At 70.6% G+C, this 17,059-nt stretch carries 14 protein-coding genes; 8 read left to right on the top strand and 6 right to left on the bottom strand.

The window, feature by feature from the left end:
* Positions 1-89: 89 nt before the first annotated feature.
* Together BCF44_RS27300 and BCF44_RS27295 are read left to right on the top strand one after the other, a co-directional pair.
* Entirely contained in the window at positions 90-1,337 is a 1,248-nt protein-coding gene (locus BCF44_RS27300) for an MFS transporter (protein ID WP_116177233.1), read from the top strand.
* A 33-nt stretch (positions 1,338-1,370) separates the two neighbouring features.
* Complete coding sequence (locus tag BCF44_RS27295; RefSeq protein ID WP_211353250.1) at positions 1,371-1,940, top strand: TetR/AcrR family transcriptional regulator; 570 nt, start codon at positions 1,371-1,373, stop codon at positions 1,938-1,940.
* On the opposite strand, the gene BCF44_RS27290 is transcribed toward BCF44_RS27295, so the two are convergent.
* The 4 genes from BCF44_RS27290 to BCF44_RS27275 form a co-directional block, all read right to left on the bottom strand.
* A complete protein-coding gene (locus BCF44_RS27290) occupies positions 1,937-2,866 on the bottom strand; it encodes a phosphotriesterase family protein (RefSeq protein WP_116177337.1) in 930 nt (309 codons plus the stop codon). The two genes, BCF44_RS27295 and BCF44_RS27290, sit on opposite strands and share 4 nt — an antisense overlap.
* 113 nt (positions 2,867-2,979) lie before the next feature.
* Complete coding sequence (locus tag BCF44_RS56825) at positions 2,980-3,513, bottom strand: hypothetical protein (protein ID WP_116177232.1); 534 nt, start codon at positions 3,511-3,513, stop codon at positions 2,980-2,982.
* A gap of 77 nt (positions 3,514-3,590) precedes the next feature.
* On the bottom strand, positions 3,591-8,768 hold the full coding sequence (locus tag BCF44_RS27280; RefSeq protein ID WP_116177231.1) for an NACHT domain-containing protein: 5,178 nt from the start codon (positions 8,766-8,768) through the stop codon (positions 3,591-3,593).
* Positions 8,769-8,846: 78 nt separating this feature from the next.
* On the bottom strand, positions 8,847-9,422 hold the full coding sequence (locus tag BCF44_RS27275; protein WP_211353249.1) for a TetR/AcrR family transcriptional regulator: 576 nt from the start codon (positions 9,420-9,422) through the stop codon (positions 8,847-8,849).
* A 107-nt stretch (positions 9,423-9,529) separates the two neighbouring features.
* Between BCF44_RS27275 and BCF44_RS27270 the strand changes: the two genes are divergently transcribed.
* From BCF44_RS27270 to BCF44_RS27255, 4 genes are all read left to right on the top strand, one after another.
* Entirely contained in the window at positions 9,530-10,579 is a 1,050-nt protein-coding gene (locus BCF44_RS27270) for an ABC transporter permease (RefSeq protein WP_116177230.1), read from the top strand.
* Positions 10,580-10,581: 2 nt separating this feature from the next.
* Entirely contained in the window at positions 10,582-11,232 is a 651-nt protein-coding gene (locus tag BCF44_RS27265) for an ABC transporter ATP-binding protein (RefSeq protein ID WP_116177229.1), read from the top strand.
* 112 nt (positions 11,233-11,344) lie between these two features.
* Positions 11,345-12,208: an oxidoreductase gene (locus BCF44_RS27260; RefSeq protein WP_116177228.1), complete on the top strand. Its 864-nt coding sequence runs from the start codon at positions 11,345-11,347 to the stop codon at positions 12,206-12,208.
* A gap of 33 nt (positions 12,209-12,241) precedes the next feature.
* A complete protein-coding gene (locus BCF44_RS27255; protein WP_116177227.1) occupies positions 12,242-12,796 on the top strand; it encodes a hypothetical protein in 555 nt (184 codons plus the stop codon).
* Here the strand turns inward: BCF44_RS27255 and BCF44_RS27250 are convergent.
* Positions 12,793-13,224 (bottom strand): protein-tyrosine phosphatase family protein, encoded by a 432-nt coding sequence (locus BCF44_RS27250; protein WP_116177226.1) that lies wholly within the window; start codon positions 13,222-13,224, stop codon positions 12,793-12,795. The genes BCF44_RS27255 and BCF44_RS27250 overlap by 4 nt on opposite strands.
* An 89-nt stretch (positions 13,225-13,313) precedes the next feature.
* On the opposite strand from BCF44_RS27250, the gene BCF44_RS27245 reads away from it, so the two are divergent.
* Together BCF44_RS27245 and BCF44_RS27240 are read left to right on the top strand one after the other, a co-directional pair.
* Positions 13,314-14,954 (top strand): glutamate--tRNA ligase, encoded by a 1,641-nt coding sequence (locus BCF44_RS27245; protein WP_116177225.1) that lies wholly within the window; start codon positions 13,314-13,316, stop codon positions 14,952-14,954.
* A 100-nt stretch (positions 14,955-15,054) separates the two neighbouring features.
* Positions 15,055-15,669 carry a DJ-1/PfpI family protein gene (locus BCF44_RS27240; RefSeq protein WP_116177224.1) on the top strand — a complete coding sequence of 205 codons (615 nt, stop codon included), beginning with the start codon at positions 15,055-15,057 and terminating at the stop codon, positions 15,667-15,669.
* Here the strand turns inward: BCF44_RS27240 and BCF44_RS27235 are convergent.
* Entirely contained in the window at positions 15,653-16,975 is a 1,323-nt protein-coding gene (locus BCF44_RS27235; RefSeq protein ID WP_246015590.1) for a ferredoxin reductase family protein, read from the bottom strand. The genes BCF44_RS27240 and BCF44_RS27235 overlap by 17 nt on opposite strands.
* Between the last annotated feature and the right edge of the window lie 84 nt (positions 16,976-17,059).

The following is a 17,059-nucleotide window of genomic DNA, read 5'->3' as shown; positions in this document are numbered from 1 at the left end:
GAGGCAGCCCACTTGACCGAGTGAACAGGTCTGTCTAGTCTCGACCAGGGATTGAACAGACCTGTCTACTCAGCTTCGGAGTGTGCGTCATGACCCAGGCCATCACCCGGACCGTCGGCCAGCACCGCGTCGCCGAGGTCGCGCGGTCGGGGACCAGACGGCGGCCCGGCACGGCGGCGCTGCTGCTGCTCGCCTCGCTGGTGGTGTCGCTGCTGTCGGCGTCCAGCGCACCGACCCCCATCTACGCCATCTACCAGGCGGAATGGGGCTTCTCGCCGATCACCACGACGATCATCTTCGGCATCTACGCCGTGTCCGTCCTGGTGTCGCTGCTGACCCTGGGCAAGCTGTCCGACCACGTCGGCCGCAAGCCGGTGCTGGTGGTGTCGCTGCTGGTCCAGGCGGGCACGATGATCATCCTGGCGACGGCCGGCGGCGTGCCGGCGCTGCTGGTCGCCCGGGCGATCCAGGGCGTGGCGACCGGCGCCGCGATCGGGGCGATCGGCGCGGCCATGCTCGACATCGACGCCAAGCGCGGCCAGCTGACCAACGCCCTCACGCCCGGCATCGGCACCGGAACCGGCGCGCTGCTCTCGGCGCTGCTGGTGACGTTCCTGCCGGCGCCCACCCAACTTGTCTACTACGTGCTGCTGGCGGTGTTCCTGTTGCAGGCGCTGGGAGTCGTCTTCATGCCGGAGACGGTGACGCGCGCCCCCGGCGCGCTGGCCAGCCTCAAGCCGGAGATCAGCCTGCCGCGCAACGTCCGTGCGCACATGCTTGCTGCGGCCCCGGTGCTGTTGGCGGCGTGGTCGCTTGCCGGCCTCTACGGCGCGCTCAGCCCGGCCCTGCTGGGCAAGCTGTTGGGCCACAACAACACCGTGCTCGCCGGGGTGCTGATGTTCGCCTTCGCCGGCGTCTCCACCGCCCTGGTGATCACGTTGCAGAAGATGACGCCGTTCGCGGTGATGCTGACCGGCGTGAGCGCCCTGTTCGTCGGGGTTGCGGTCACGCTGGTCGCCCTCGGCGCCGGTTCGGTCGTGCTGTTCTTCGTCGGCACGGTGATCGCCGGCGCGGGCTTCGGCGGCGGCTTCCAGGGCGGCATCCGGATCGTCGTGCCGCAGGTCGCGCCGCACCAGCGGGCCGGCGTGCTGTCGCTGCTGTACGTGGTGTCGTACGTGGGGCTGGGCGTTCCCGCGGTGGCGGCCGGTTTCCTGGCCGTGCACGGCCTCGGCCTCGTCGGCGCGGCCCAGGTCTACGGTGTGGCCGTCATGGTGCTGTCGCTGCTGGCGCTGGCCGCCCTGGTCCGGGCGCGCCGCAACCCCGCCGCGGTAAACTGAACAGACCTGTCTGGTGCGAAGGAGTGGATGTCAATGGCGACGACCACGGGCAAGCTGTCCGCGCGTGAGCGTCTGCTGGCCGCTGCCGACGAGCTGTTCTACAACGAGGGCGTGCGCTCGGTCGGCATCGACCGCGTGATCGAGCACGCCGGCGTCGCGAAGGCCTCGCTGTACAACACGTTCGGCAGCAAGGACGAGCTGATCCGGGCGTACCTCAAGGGCCGGCAGGACCTGGTGGCGCGGCACGTGATGGCCGCGGTGGACGCCGCCGGCACGCCGCGGGAGAAGGTGCTGGCCGTGTTCGACGGGCAGACCGCGATGTACGCCGAGGCCGGCTACCAGGGCTGCGCCTTCCACCGGGCCAACGCCGAGGCCCACCCCGGCGACCGGATCGACCTGGCCACCAAGGAGTACCGGGCTTGGGTGCGGGAGCTGTTCACCGACCTGGCCGTGCGGGCCGGCGCCGCCGACCCGGCCGCACTGGCGACCCAACTGCACATGATCTTCGACGGCAACGGCATGGCCACCCGTAGCGACCGCGGCCCGGGCAGCACTCCCTTTGCCAAAACTGCGGCCGGCGCGCTGCTGGACGCCGCGCTCTAAGTCTCGAAGAACCGGCGGGGGACGTCGACCAGCATCGTGTCGATCTGCCGCTGTGTGATCCCGTGGGCCAGCACCCACGGGATCACCTCGTCGTGCAGGTGCGTGTAGTGCCACTGCGGCAGCGCCGCCGCCCGCGCCGCCGGCTGGATCCAGTCGATGTAGCAGCAAGCGTCATGTGACAGCACCATCCGCTCCGCGTAGCCGCGCCGGACCATCTCCACCAGCGTCTGCGCGCGGGCCTCGAACGTGGTGCCCAGGTTCAGGCCGAAACGGTCCATACCCAGCACGAAACCGGCGTCCGCGAGCTGGCTCAGGTGATCGGCGTCGGTGGTGTCCCCGCTGTGCCCCAACACGATTCGCGCCGGATCGACGCCCTCCTCGTCGCACATGATCCGCTTGACGTGCCAGCCGGTCTTCGTGCCGGGATGCGTGTGCACGGTGATCGGCACGCCGGTTTCCCGGTGCGCCTTGGCGATCGCCCGCATCACCCGCTCCACGCCCGGGGTGGGGCCCGGCTCGTCGATGGCGCACTTGAGCATGCCGGCGTTGCCGGCGCGGACGTCGTCGATGAACATGTCCGCCATGGGATCCGGGTCGCGGTACCAGAAGTACGTGGGAAGCTCGTGGTAGGTGTAGATCCCGGTCGCCGCCACGATGTTCAGCGGCACCTGCTTCGCGACCCGTCGGATTCGCGGCAGGCAGCGGCCCAGGCCGACCACCGTCGGATCGACGATCGTGCGGATTCCCGTGTCGTACAGCGCTTTCAGCTTCGTGACGGCGTCGGCGACGCGCTCGTCCTCGTCGCCCCATTCGCTCGGGAAGTTGGCCTGCACGTCGGCGGTCAGCACGAAGATGTGCTCGTGCATCAGGGTCGGCCCGAGCTGGTCGCTGTCGACGGGGCCGCGGACGGTCTGCACCTGAGACATGGTCACTCCTGTCGGCGGAGGTAGAACCAGTTCTAGGTTCGCAGCTGAGCGGGCTGCTCGCACCGTCTGATGGTCGCGCGGTCACGGCCCGGTCGGCCATTGTCGCGCCGTGATCAGCAGGACCGGGCGCGGTCCCAGACCCCTTCCTGGTTCGCGCCGGGGATCGCGTTGTAGTTCCACCACTTCGCCACCCACAGCGAGCCGTTCCAGGACACCATCGCGCCGCCGTCGTAGGCCGTGTCCCACTGCCAGGTCGACACGACACACCGCCGCGTCGGCGTTGTCGTCGTGGTCTGGACCGTGGTCTGAGGCGGCGGCGTCGTCCGAAGGGTCGTGGTCGTCCGCCGCGTCGTGGTCGTAGTAGTCACCGGCGGCGGAGCCTGCGTCGTCGTCTGGACCGTCGTGGTGGTGGTCGTTGTCGTCGTCGCAATCGTCGTCGTGATCGTCGTCGACTGCGCCAGCGGCTGGGCCGTGGTCGGCGACGGCACCGGTTCCGCCACCGGGTCCGGCTCGGACACGTTGGTCACCAGGAAGATCAGCAGCGAGCACGCCAGGGCGCCGGCCGTGGACGCCCACACCAGCAGCCGGTCCCCACGATGCCCGTCGCCGCCGGGCGGCACGGAGTCGAATGGTTCGAACGGTTCCATCGCCGCGGCAGCTTACGCCCCGAGTTTCCCGCCGCCACACCGGACTCGCCGGGCCCTTTGCCCAGCTTGCCGGCCCGTCAGTGTCGGTCATCCAATCGTCGGATCAGCTGCCGCGCTTCCTCCCGGCACACCTCGCTCCAGCGGGCGAGGTAGCACGCCGCCTTCCGCCGCACGTGCCACGGCACCCCGTCGTCGTTCGCCACCGTCCGCACGACCGCGGCCGCCCCGTCCGTCGACTCCGGCCGCAGCCGTACCGCCGCATCCGCGCACCGCACCCGCACCACCGGCCCGTGGCGCCCGTCCTTCGCCATGACCATCAACTCGAGGGCGGCTTCCTGGGGGCGGATATCGCCAAGGGATAGTAGAACTCTCAACCTCAGCAAGGGCTTGTCCGTCGACAGCAGTGAGCGCAGCACCGCGAGCACCTCCCGTCGCGTGTTCGGCGAGACGTCCCCCAGCACTTCCGCCGCTCGCGCCCGAGCGCTGACCGGCAGTTGCTCGTCGTGGGCCATTTCCCGCAGCGAGTCGACCGCTGCCTCCCGGCCTTCGCGGCCGCGAGCGGCAAGGTCCTCCGCCGCGCGCCAGCGCAACGCGGGCCGTTCCCGAGGGTCGGCGGCAATCGCGCGAAGTAGCCGGAAGTTCGCCGCCCGATCGTCATGACGGTACTCGAGTAGGTAGCCAGACGCGCGGCGGCGCACGACGGAGGTCATGGCTTCGTTGTCACGCAAGGCGCGCAGTGCCGTCACGCCGTCGGTCGGCGGGAGTTTGGAGAGGGCCTCACTCCGTACCCGCCATGACGAAGTGGCGTCGTCGGCTACCTCGCGCAAAAGCGTCACCAACGACGGCGGCGTCCTGGGGAGTGCCGACAACACCGTATCGGCGGCGATTCGTCGCGTACGCAGCGGCAGCGACGTGTCCAGCGCGACCCGCTCGGTCTCGGCCAGCACCTCTCGACCTCGTGCGGTGCGGAGCTTTATCAGCGTCGTCGTCGCACGGTTCGGGAGGGAGGATCGGCGCATGTCTTCCAGGTAGGCGGTCATCTCCGGCACCGTGCGGATGTCCAGTCGCGCCAAGGCCAGCGCGGCGTCGATGCGCGCGGTCGGGCTGAACTCCGGCGCGGTCATGACCTCGCGGATCTCGGCGGTTGCCTCGTCGACCAGCGGCACCGCGCCCCACCGATCCGATTGGGGTAGTCGACGCGTGATCCGCTGCGTACGGTCGGCGAGGCGATTGCGTTCCACGTGCGTGCGCAGTCCTCGGGGCAGGGCATCGCGCAGCGACCGATAGTGGGCGTGGTTGGTGGACTCCTCGGCCGCTGCGGCCAGGAAGTAGAAGCGCAGGCCGGAACGTTCCGGGTCAATTCGACGGCAGGTGTCGACAATCAGCCGGCGCTCGCCCGGCGTGAGCAGACTGTTATCGATCAGGCGTTGGAGCAGAGCGAGCACGGACGGGATCGACGAGCGGTCCAATTGCGTCTGGTCTTTGGCGACGTTGCACCGTTCGACGATCTTCAGGCGCTCGTCGGTCAGCAAGGCGGTCATTTCATCGAGGGCACGCCCGGCCGCGGCCGGCTCGATGGCAGTGAGATTCCGGAGGGACAACGTGTAGGCGGTGGGTCGGCTGTGGCTGTCCGTGAGCTGCCGGTGGACTTCGGCGAGAGCCTCGGCCCGGTGCTCCGGGTGGCGCTTGTGCAGATAACGCGCGCTCCAGCGGCGGACACGGCCGTCAACGTCGGGACTAGTGAGCACGATCCGCAGCCTCGGTACCAGGTCGACGCCACACTGGGCCAACTGGTCCACAGTAGCGGTCCAGCTGTATTCAGGCACGTAACCATGCTGGGCGAGCACGTCGTTCGCGACCGCCGGCGCGGCCGCCGGGTCGATAGCGAGCAGCATGCGTTGGGCGAACAAGCGGTCGGCGATGTCGTCGGCGTGGTCGACGATCGTGTGCAGCGCCTGGATGACCTCGGGTCCGTCGGCGAAGCCGATCTGCTCGAGCCCCTGCACTATCGAACACAGTCGACTGATGTCGGCGCGTGGATCACCGAGCAGCTCGTACAAGACGCCGGCGAGATCCCGACGGAGCGCGAGGCTGGTGAGGCTTGCCTGAAGCGCCAGGTAGACGAAATTGAAATCCATGACCGTGACAGACCGGAACAAGGGGCCCAGCTCTGCCATTGCGCGCCGGTAGAACCGGGTTCCCAGCAAGAACAGCGCGAACAGCGCCATCTGTCGCTCCTGGAGGGACCGATCCTCCGCCTGGGCCACCCCGATGAGAGCACCTGCGAGCACGTCGCGATCGCGATCGGATTCCGCGAACGACCGTGCGTGGACCAACCAGACGTGCACTTGGACGCCTGGTTCGCCGAACAGCCTCAGGAAGGTCGCCCATCCTTCCGCGCGGCAGTGTGGCTCCACGTCCAACCGCCGGTCCCAGGCCTCGGCGGCCGCGTTGGGCTCGGTGGCGGTGTCGGCGATGGTTCTCATGTGGGCGGCGACCTCGGCGTGGAACTCGGGCCCGGCGTCGATCAGCGGGGTCGCCGCCTGGCAGCGCCGCTCCGGCGGCGCGGCGGGATCGACGAGCAGTGCGCGCAACCGCCGGATTGCCGCCGAGCGGTCTGGTTCCGGCAAGGCGGCGAGCTGCCCGAGTGCGGTGATGTGCTCGGGCGCGTTCGGCGACGTTTCGTCGACGATCGCCCACAACCCCTGGGCGACCTCGGACAGATGCTCGGGCCCGTGCTTGCCCAACGCGCCCAGCGCCGTGATCACCTGCGCCGCGGATGCCGAGGGGTTCGCGATCAGCGCCCGCAACAGTCGCTTCGACTCGTCGCGGAACGTCGGCCCGAAGTCGGCGAGTGCAGCGGCCGTGTCGCCTTCGTCGCTGACGTCGAAGTCGGGTTCGTCGAACATCGCCAGCACGATGTCGCCGGCGGCCTGTCGATACTGAGGCCCCAACCGACCGAGCACCTTGGCCGCCGAGATCCGGTCGACCCGGGTCCGCCGGAGATCACCGGTCACCGCGGCGAGTGCGCTAGCGGCCTCTTCGACGTAGGTGGGGCCCAGGGAAGCGATGCCCAGAGCGGCGTCCCCGCGAAAGTTCTCGTTGTGCACCGGGTCGTGCAGCACGACTCGGAACGCCTCGATCGCCCGGGTGTGGAACTCGGCGCCGATCTCGATCAGGCCGTTCGCCGCCTCGACCGTGATCGTCGGCGCCGCGGCCGGGTCGTCGAGCCGGCACGTCAGGGCCGCGACCGCGAAATCGCGGGCATCGCCGTCGAAGGTGGCCAGCAGCACGGCGGCGGTGCGGTAGTTGTCACCGGTGCCGTTCGGGTCGTCGAGGATGGTACGGAGTCCTCGCTCAGCCGCCCCGCGTTCGGCGGTTCCGCTTTCCGATAGCGCCTCGGCGGCGGTGAGGCGCTCGTCGATGTCGGCGTCCTCGTTTTCGACGAGCTTGAGCAGGAACTGGAGCGCCTCGGCCTCGTGCTCGCCGCGTACCCGCTCAGCCAGCGCCGATGCGGACGTGGTCCGTGCCGATGTCGGCAGGCTCTCGTCACGCAGGACGCCGGTGAGCCAGCCGGCCAAGCCGGGATGCTGGGTGGCTCGGCAGGCGTAGTAGAGGATGTCACTGGCGCGGTAGTTGTCAGTGGCGGCCCAATCCCGGACGGTGACAAGGAAAGCGTCGACGACATCGGTGCTGGCCGGCATTCGCCCGGCCAGCAGGCGGGCCATCAGCAGGTGCTGGTCGGCGCCGCCGACGTGCAGGGATCGCAGCGGTGCGTCAGCCTGGTCGGGGTGCAGGCGGGTGTAGTGCAGGGCGACGGCCCGGGCGTGGCGGCCGCGGTCGCCGGCCTGGGCGGTGTGCAGGAGACGCGCGAACTTCTCGTGATCGGCGTCGAACACCGCCGGCAGCTCGCGGGCGGCGGCGGTGGCGGCGAGGTGCTCGGCGAAGCTGTGGTGCAGGAACACCATGTCGTCGCCGCGGATCACCAGCGGGCCGGCGGCGACGAGGAACTCGGTGAGCCGGTCGGGCCAGCCGATCGGCAGGTCAGACGGTTCGACGTGGTCGCGGATCCACTGTCGGGCGGCGGTGACCAGGGACGAGTCGGTCTCGGCCCTCTCGACGCCGAGACGCTCGAGTAGGCGCACCCGGTGCGGCTCGAAGGGACTGTCGGCGGGCCGGCTGGCGCGGAGGAAGGAGAAGTAGGCCTCGTAGAGCTCGTACTGGTTGTCCGGCAGGGGAAGGTCGATGCGCTGCTGGAACACGATCGCGGCGATGGTGGCCAGCAGCGGCACCCGGACCATGTCCTCCAGGTGCGCGGCGCGGATCTGGCGCAGGAGGCGGTCGGCCAGCTCGGGGCCTTCGGCGGCGAACCAGTTGGTCGCGAAGCGGCGCAGCGCCTCGTCGTCGAAGGACTGGAGCTCGTACCGGACCGCGCCGATCCGGTGCAACGGCGCGAGCACCGCGCCCTCGATCGGACGGGTCGTCAGCACGACCCGGTACGGGGACTGCGCGGCGGCGAGAACCTGCACGAGCCGGTCGCGGTCATCGCCGTCCGCGACCTCGTCGAGGCCGTCGACCAGCAGCAGCCACCGACAGCCGTTGACACGGTCGGACAGCACGCCGGCGGAGACGGGCTTGTGCAGGAGGGCCCCGTAGTCGGCGCGGACGCTGTCGGCGAGCGCGTCGGCGAACGGCATGTGCAGCCGGGCGGCGAGGGCCCGTGCCGTCAGGCGCAGCGGGAAGACCGGTTCCGACAGGGGATCGGCGGCGCCGTCGAGCCAGCGGGCCGCGGCTTCGGCCGCGAGTCGCAGCGACAGCGTGGACTTGCCCTGACCGGCTCCGCCGGTGACGACGAGGTGGTCGGCGAGGTCCAACGCTTCCCGGACGGTGCGGGCCGGCGGCCGCACGGCGATCCGCACCTTGGGCGGTCCGAGCACTTCGACGAGTTGGCCGTGGCCGTCCAGGATCGGCGTCGGTCGCGTCGGCTCGGCCTGTGACGTGTCGACGCCGCTGCCCAGGTCCTGGCGCACGTACACGTCGGCGAGCGCGGGGCGGCGGGCGCCGGGCAGCATCCGGGGCAGCTCCTGAGCGGCCTGCACCTGGGCGCGGAGCAGCGACCACACGCCGTCCATCGGCTTTTTCGGTTCGGGGACTCCGATGTGCACGTCGCCGTGGATGATGTTGGCCTGCACGCCGTGGTTCTCGGCGGCGTTGGTGAAGTCGACCGGGGTTGGCTGATCGTCGTCGTGCGCCACCCGGAGATACTGCCGCAGGGCAAGGAAACCCTGGGCCGTCTCGACCCGAATGGACGAAGGTGTCCCGCAGATCCGGGACTAGCGCAGGCCGTGCAGGACCTGGTGGACGGCGGCGTCGAGGATGCGGCGGTTGGCGAGCTCGTCGGCGCCGAGCATGGGGCTGGCGGCGGTGACGACGCCCTGGATGAGGCGGGCGCGGAGCTCGGGGTGGTCGACGTCGAGGTCGGCGAGGGCGTCGACGAGCGGGGCGAACAGGCGGGCGTGCTCGGCCATGATCCGCTCCTGGGCGGCGGGCCCGAGGGCGTGGCCGGCGAGCACGACGGCGGCGGAGTGGCGGCCGTCGGTGAGCATGCGCAGCTGGGTCCGGACGAAGGCGGCGATCCGGTCGGCGGGGTCGGCGTGCCGGGCGACCTCGGCCTCGAGCTCGGCGATCCAGCGCGGGAGCTCGTCCTCGACCATCGCCGCTACGAGGTCGTCGCGGGACCGGAAGTACTCGTAGAGGCTGGGCCGGGACAGGCCGACCTGGGCGGCGAGCGCGGTGAGGGTCAGCGCGTCGGGCCCCGCCTCGGCGACGAGCACCCGCGCGGCCTCCAGCAGCGCGCGCAGGCGCTGGGCGCGGTGTTCGGCCACGGTGGGCGCGCTGATCTTCGGCACGGGACCCAGTCTAGCGGTTGTTGCCAACGTCACGTCGGGAAGCGTCCCGAAGGTTCCCGACGGTGTGTTGGAATAGTTGCCGACAAGGTGTCGGAAAGAGGTGTGGGATGCGGTTTCTCGCCTGGCGGGAGGTGCGGCACTCGCCGGTCAGGTTCGGCCTGATCGCGGGCCTGGTCGCGCTGACGGCCTTCCTGGTGTTCGTGCTGACCGGCCTGACGGTCGGCCTCGGCGCGGCGGACGTCTCCGGCCTGGAGAAGCTGCCGGTCGACGGGATCGTGTACGCGAAAGGCGCGGCCAGCGACCTGTCCCGGAGCGGCCTGCCGGCCGGTGACCGAGCGCTGATCGCCAAGGTCGACGGCGTCGAGGACGTGCAGCCGATCGGATTCACCATGGCCGACCTGACGGAGGGCCAGAACAGCGTGTCGGCGGCGCTGCTGGCGATGGACCCGACGGCGCCGTTCGGGCCGAAGCGCGACGGCGTAGTGCTGGACAACCAGGCCCGTGGCAAGGGCCTGAACCCCGGCGACACGGTGCGAGCGCAGCCGGGAAACGTGGCGCTGAAGATCGCCGGCTTCGCGGATCTGGGCAGCATCCAGCACGCGGCGGTGGCCTACCTGCCGCTGGCGGACTGGCAGCGGCTGCGCAACGCCGAGGGCGTGAGCGCCTTCGCCGTGACGACGCGGAGCGACGCGGCGTTGGCGGCGATCGAGCAGGCCGTGCCGGACACGGAGCCGGTCACCAAGGCGGCCGCGATCAACGCGGTTCCGGGCTACCAGGCGGAAACCGGCACCATCGGCATGATCCGAGCCTTCCTCTACGCCGGCGCCGCGCTCCTGATCGGTGTCGTGTTCTGGATCCTCACGCTGCAGAAGGAAGGCCCGCTCGCCGTGTTGCGGGCGACGGGTGCGTCAAGGCGGCTGCTGATCGGTGCGTACGTGGCGCAGGTGCTGGCGACGGCCCTCGCGGGCGTGCTCGTCGGCGCGGTGGCCGGCGTGGCGATGGGCGTGGTGATGCCGCCGACGGTGTTCGTGCTGCCGCCCGGCGAGGTCGCCGCCGCCGGCGCGTTGCTGCTGGCGGTCGCGCTGGTCGGCGCGGCGGCGTCGATCCGCCGCCTGTTCACCGTGGATCCGTTGCTGAGCCTGGGAAGGACCGCCTGATCATGACCGCCACCCTGAACGACATCCGCCACGGCTACGGCGACGTCGAAGTCCTGCACGGCGTCGACCTCGACCTGCCGGCCGGCGAACTCGTCGCGCTGCTGGGCCCGAGCGGCTCGGGAAAGACCACGCTGCTGGCCATCGCCGGCGGCCTGCTCACCCCGACCGGCGGGACCGTGCACATCAACGAGGCGCCGCTCTACGTGGACGGAAAGGTCGACAGAAAGGCCGCCGGCGACACCGCCTACGTCCTCCAGGCGTCGTCCCTGATCGGGTTCCTCACCGTGCGCGACAACCTGCTGGTGCGGGACATCACCGCCGGCCGGCGCACCACCGATGCCGACCGAGAACGAGCCGCCGACCTTCTCGACGCCGTTGACCTGCGCAGCAAGGCCGATCGCTATCCGTCCCAACTCTCCGGCGGCGAACGTCAACGCGCGGCCGTCGCGGCGGCGCTCTACACGCAGGCGCCGGTGATTCTCGCCGACGAGCCGACGGCCGCACTCGACCGCCATCGAGGCCGCGCGGTGATGGAACTGCTCGCCCGGCACGCCCACGAGCGCAACGCCGCCGTTCTGGTGTGCACCCATGACGAACGTGCCCTCGACCTGGCCGACCGCGTCCTACGCATCGAGGACGGCCGGTTGGGCTGAGGCTAGCCCTGCCACTCCCAGGAAAGGCGGGGCGAATCCATCGTGCGGGCCGCGGCCGCAGGCTGTCACGTGGAGGCCGCAGGGTGCGGCCGACACGAACGAGAGGTACGAGATGCCCGCGAATCTCGGCGGAACCATCACCCCGGTCGAGGGGCCGACCCTCACCCGGATCGGCTACGGCGCGATGCAACTGGCGGGGCCGCACGTGTTCGGGCCGCCGAAGGACCATGACGCGGCCGTCGCGGTGTTGCAGGCGGCCGTGGCCGCCGGCGTCACGCACATCGACACCGCCGACTTCTACGGTCCCGCCGTCACGAACGAGCTGATCCGGGAGGCGCTGCACCCGTACCCGGAGAAGCTGCACATCGTCACGAAGGTCGGCGCTCGCCGTTCGGCCGACGGCGCGTGGGTACCGTCGCTGCATCCGGCCGACGTGAAGGCGCAGGTGTACGACAACCTGCGCAATCTGGGCCTGGACGTGCTGGATGTGGTGAACCTGCGGGTCGCCGGCCACGACGAGTCCGACGACGAGCCGCTGTCGGACCAGTTCGCCGCGCTGGCCGAGCTCCGCGACCAGGGCCTGATCCGGCACCTCGGGCTGAGCGGCGTGTCGCTCAAGCAGCTGGCCGAGGCCCAGTCGATCGCCCCGGTGGTGACCGTGCAGAACCTGTACAACATCGCCGACCGTCGTCACGAGGCGGTGCTGGCGCAGTGCGAGCGCGAGAACATCGCCTTCGTGCCGTTCTTCCCGCTGGGCGGGTTCAGCCCGATCCAGTCGGACGCCCTGACTGCCGTCGCCACCCGCGCCGGCGCTTCCCGGCAGCAGGTCGCCCTGGCCTGGCTGCTCCAGCGCTCGCCGTCGATCGCCTTGATCCCCGGCACGTCGTCGGTGGCTCACCTGAACGAGAACCTCGCGGTGGCCGAGCTGTCGCTGCCCGCCGAGGTCGTCGCCGAGCTCGACGCGATCGGTGGCTAGGCTCCCGACCCGCTCCCCGTATCCTTCCGCACCGTGCCCGAGGACTTCCACGACTTCGCCATCGCCGCGGCCGGCGCCAGTGGTGCGCTGATCGGCCTGCTGTTCGTCGCCGTGTCGGTGTTCCCCGAGCGCGGCCAGCGGACGGAGACGCGCATCGAGTACCAGACCCGCGCCTCGACGGCCCTGGTCGTGTTCACCAACGCCCTGGTGATGTCCCTCGCCTTCCTGGTGCCGGGCACGTCCGTCGGCGGCTGGGCGGTCGGCGCGAGCACCATCCTGGCGATATTCACGCTGGCGATCGCCCGCGTCGTGGTGACCGCGGCGCTGCGCGGCAACGGCCACTGGTCGGCGTTGAGCCTGGTCGCGGTGCTGCTCGGGGTGGCCGGCTTCCAGTTCTGGGCGGGCGTTCGCCTCCTGGCCGGCGACACCGACGCCCTCCCGATCCTGGACTACGTGATCATCGGCGAGTTCGCGATCGGCATCGCCCGGTCCTGGCAGCTGGTGAACATGCACGACACCGGTCTGCTCTCCTCGCTGACGATGCTCGCCCGCGGCCTGCCGGACGAGGAGGAGGCCAAACCGTCCTAAGTGGACGCCGCGAACCGAACCACGAAGCGCCGTTGCCACGGCGTCTCCACCGCCCGACGGTGATACCCCTCGCGGACGTACGAGACGGCCTGGTCGCCGGGCACGCCGTCCAGCACGGCGAGGCACGCCAGGGCCGTGCCGGTACGGCCGAAGCCGCCGCCGCAGGCGATCTCCACCCGCTCACGCGACGCCCGCTCCAACGCCTCGGCAGCGGCCTGCCGGAAGCCGGAACGGTCGGTCGGCAGCCAGAAGTCGGGCCAGCGGATCCATCGGCTGTCCCACGGCATCGTGCCGGGGTCGGAACCCCGCAGGTAGAGGCCGAACCGGGGCTCCGGTCCCGGCGGCAGCGGATTGCGCAGGCCACGGCCGCGGACGAGCCGTCCGGACGGCAGTCGAAGCACCCCGCCGACCCCCTCCTCCCACGTCACAGCCGTCCCCCCATCTGCGGAAAAGCGGGCGACCGGCGCTGCTAGCCTGGGCGGAAACTGCCGACCCGTGCGCTGGAGACCGAGACCCGATGCTTGACCGTGCCGTCATCGACGCGTTGTTCCCCGCCGACCTGCCCGAACCGGCGGAACTGGAGCAACGCTACCCCGAGCGGCAGCTGCCCGCGGGCGCCCTGGTCACGCGGATCGGGCCCTCGCCGACGGGTTGGCTGCACATCGGCGCGCTGTACGTGGCGATGATCAACCGGGACATCGCGCACCGCACCGGCGGCCGCTACCTGCTGCGCATCGAGGACACGGACCAGGCCCGCGAGCTGGCGGGCGCGGTCGACCAGTTCCAGCGGGCCTTCGACTACTTCGGGCTGCCGGCCGACGAGTTCGACGGCGTCGGCGACTACGGGCCGTACAAGCAGTCGGAGCGCGAGGCGATCTACCTGACCTACGCGCGGGAGCTGCTGCGCGAGGGCAAGGCGTACCTGTGCTTCGCCACCGAGGACGAGCTGGCCGACATCCGCCGCCGGCAGGACGCCAGCAAGATCCCGCCCGGCTACTACGGCGGCTGGGCGATCTGGCGCGACCGGGACGACGCGGACGTGCAGGCCAAGCTGGACGAGGGCGCGCCCTACGTGATCCGGTTCCGCTCGCCGGGCGAGGTCAACGGCCGGGCCGTGTTCACCGACGCCATCCGCGGCCGGCTGGAGCACGAGGACAACCGCAACGACGTGGTCATCGTCAAGTCGTCGGCCAATGCCGTGCGGCTGCCCACCTACCACTTCGCGCACGCGGTCGACGACCACCTGATGCGGGTCAACCTGGTGATCCGGGCCGAGGAGTGGATCTCCTCGGTGCCCACCCACCTCCAGCTGTTCGCGGCGCTCGGCTTCGAGCAGCCGACCTACGCGCACATCGCGCCGCTGATGAAGCAGATCTCCGGCGGCAAGCGCAAGCTGTCCAAGCGCAAGGACCCGGAGGCCTCCGTCGACTTCTACGTCGCCGAGGGCTATCCGGCCGCCGCGATGCTGTACTACCTGCGCGGCCTGGCCAACGGGCGGCTGGCCGAGCTGCCGCTGGCCGAGGCGCTGGAGGCGCCGATCGAGCTGGCCGAGTTCGGCGTCGCCGGCCCGCTGGTCGACCTGGTCAAGCTGGACGACATCAGCGCCGACCACATCGCCACGCTGAGCGGCCCCGAGATCCTCGCCGCGGTGCGGGTGTGGGCCGCCGACCACGACGCCGACCTGGTGCCGGTCATCGACGCCAACCCGGAGCTGGCGCTGGCGGCGCTGGCGGTGGAGCGCGAGGGCGTCGAGAACCCGCGCAAGGACCTGCGCAAGTGGTCGGATTTCCGCACCGCCTACGGCTTCTTCTTCCCGGAGCTGTTCACCCTCGTCACCGCCGACGACGAGCGCATCCAGGGCGTCGACCCGGCCCTGATCCGCGCCTTCGCCGCCGACTTCGTGGCCGGCTACCAGCACCTGGACGACGGGCAGGAGTGGTTCGGGCAGATCCGCGACCTGGCCACCAAGCACGGCTTCGCGCCGAACGCCAAGGAGTACAAGAAGAACCCGGACGCCTACCCCGGCTCGATCCGCGAGGCGTCGCAGATCATCCGGGTGGCGCTGACCGGCTCCACCCGCAGCCCCGATCTGTTCGCGGTGGCGCGGACCCTGGGCGCCGACGAGGTGCTGCGCCGGGTGGGCGCCGTCGCTGGCTGAAACCCGTCGGGTATTGGCGAGGCGGATCCTTCTGGGGTGCGGCGGACGCGAATAGCGTTCGCCGCACCTACTTTTTCGTCGCCTGAAGGGACCTCCGCCGATGCTGGTGCAGGTTGTGCTGTTCGACGGCTTCGACCCGCTCGATGTCGTCGCCCCGTACGAGATTCTCGGCACTGCCATGACAGCCGAGCTCGTGTCCGCCGAAGGGCCTCGTGACGTGCCCAGCGGCAACGGTCTGCTGTCGCTGCGGGCAGTGTCCCGGTTGGACCCGACTAGTGCCGACATCGTTGTGGTGCCAGGGGCTTTGGGGCCGCTGCCCGACGGCATCCCGACGATTCTCGCCGCCACGCTGAGCACTCCGTTGCCCGCGCTGCTGGCCGAGGCCATGTCCCGGCCGGAATGCACTGTCGCCACCGTCTGCGGCGGTTCGATGATCCTCGGCATGGCCGGCCTGATCGAGGGCCGTCACGCGACCACGCACCGGCTCGGGCTGGATGCGTTGGCGGCCAACGGGGTTCAGGTGGTCGGTACCCGCGTCGTCGATGACGGCGATCTCGTCAGCTCGTCGTCCGTGACGTGCGGCATCGACCTCGCGCTGTACCTGCTGGAACGCGAACTCGGCCCCGAGGTCGCCCTCGAGACCGAGCGGATGATCGCGCACGAGCGCCGGGGGACCGTGTGGCGCGCCGCCTGGGAACTCAGCCGCCGAGGCTGAACTTCTCGGCGTGGACCTGGCGGTCCGGCACCTTCAGGGCCCGCATGCTGGACAGCACCGCGTTGGTCATGGCGGCGGGGCCGCAGACGAACACGTCCCGGGCCCAGACGTCGGGCACCATGTAGCGCAGGGCCTCCGGGCTGAACTGGCCATTGGAAGGTCCACTGAGGACCCGAACGACCGGGGCAAGGTTGCGGATCTCGTTGAGCAGCACGGCATCCCGCTCGTCACGGACCCGGTACAGCACCACGACGTGGCCGCGGATCTCCTCCAGCAGGGCGCGGATCGGGGTGACGCCGACGCCGCCGGCGATGAGCAGGGCGTGCGGGTGGACCTGGTTGGCGGTGGTAAAAGCGCCGTACGGGCCCTCGGCGTAGACGCGGGTGCCGGGCTTGAGGTCGCGCAGCGCGGCGCTGGCGGTGCCGACGGCCTTGGCGGTCAGCCGCAGGTACCGGCCGTCCGGCGCGGCCGACAGCGAGAACGGGTTGGCACGGTGCCACATTCCCTTGGCGAGGAAGCGCCACACGAAGAACTGGCCCGCTCGAGCCGGAAGTTCGTGCAGGTTGCGGCCGGAGATGTAGACGGATGCGACGTTCGGCGACTCCGCCACCACGCCGGCGACGCGCAGCTGGTAGCGGCGGTTGCGCAGCAGCGGGCGGATCAGCCGGCCGGTGATCAGCACGCCGATCGCCGTGCCCCACAACAGGATCCAGTAGATGCGGCCGCCGGTGGACGCGAGTGTCGTGCCGGAGATGAACTGGTGCGTGAACGCCAGGCCGACGATCGCGTACGTCAGCAGGTGGATCGCGTGCCACGTCTCGTACGGCAACCGCTTGCGCGCCACCTTCGCCGACGTCGCGCCGACCACGACCACCAGCAGGAAGGCGATGATCGCCAGGAACACGCCGGTGAAGTTGTCCGAGAGCACGAAAACCTCGGAGATCACGTCATGGGCGTCGTGTTCGGCGTAACCGGCCACGATCAGCACCACGTGCGCCAGCAGTGCCCACATCAGACTCATGCCGGTCCACCGGTGGTAGGCGGTCAGCCGGTCCATGCCCAACCGCTCGTCCAGCCACGGCAGGCGCGCGATGAGCAGGAACTGGCAGGCCATCAGCAGGCCCGCCACCAAACCCGCGACCCTTCCCAGCGTGATCAGCGGGTTTGGCGACGTGCCCGTGACCACCACCAGCGCGGCGACGATGAGCACGTTCACGCCGAGCCCCAGCAACAGCGCGAGCCGCGCGATGTGGCGCCGGTCCGTCGTCCGCGGTGCCTGGACCGTACGGTTCTGGATGGTGGTCACGGGATCCTCCAATCGGTACGCCCCCACACACGAGCGTCACCGGTCCCGTGGTTCACCACCCCGCCAAGATTTTTTCGGACACGG

This window comes from Kutzneria buriramensis (assembly GCF_003387475.1).
GTDB lineage: Bacteria > Actinomycetota > Actinomycetes > Mycobacteriales > Pseudonocardiaceae > Kutzneria > Kutzneria buriramensis.
The sequence above is the reverse complement of the archived record's forward strand: the minus strand, read 5'-3'. Positions and strand labels throughout refer to the sequence as shown.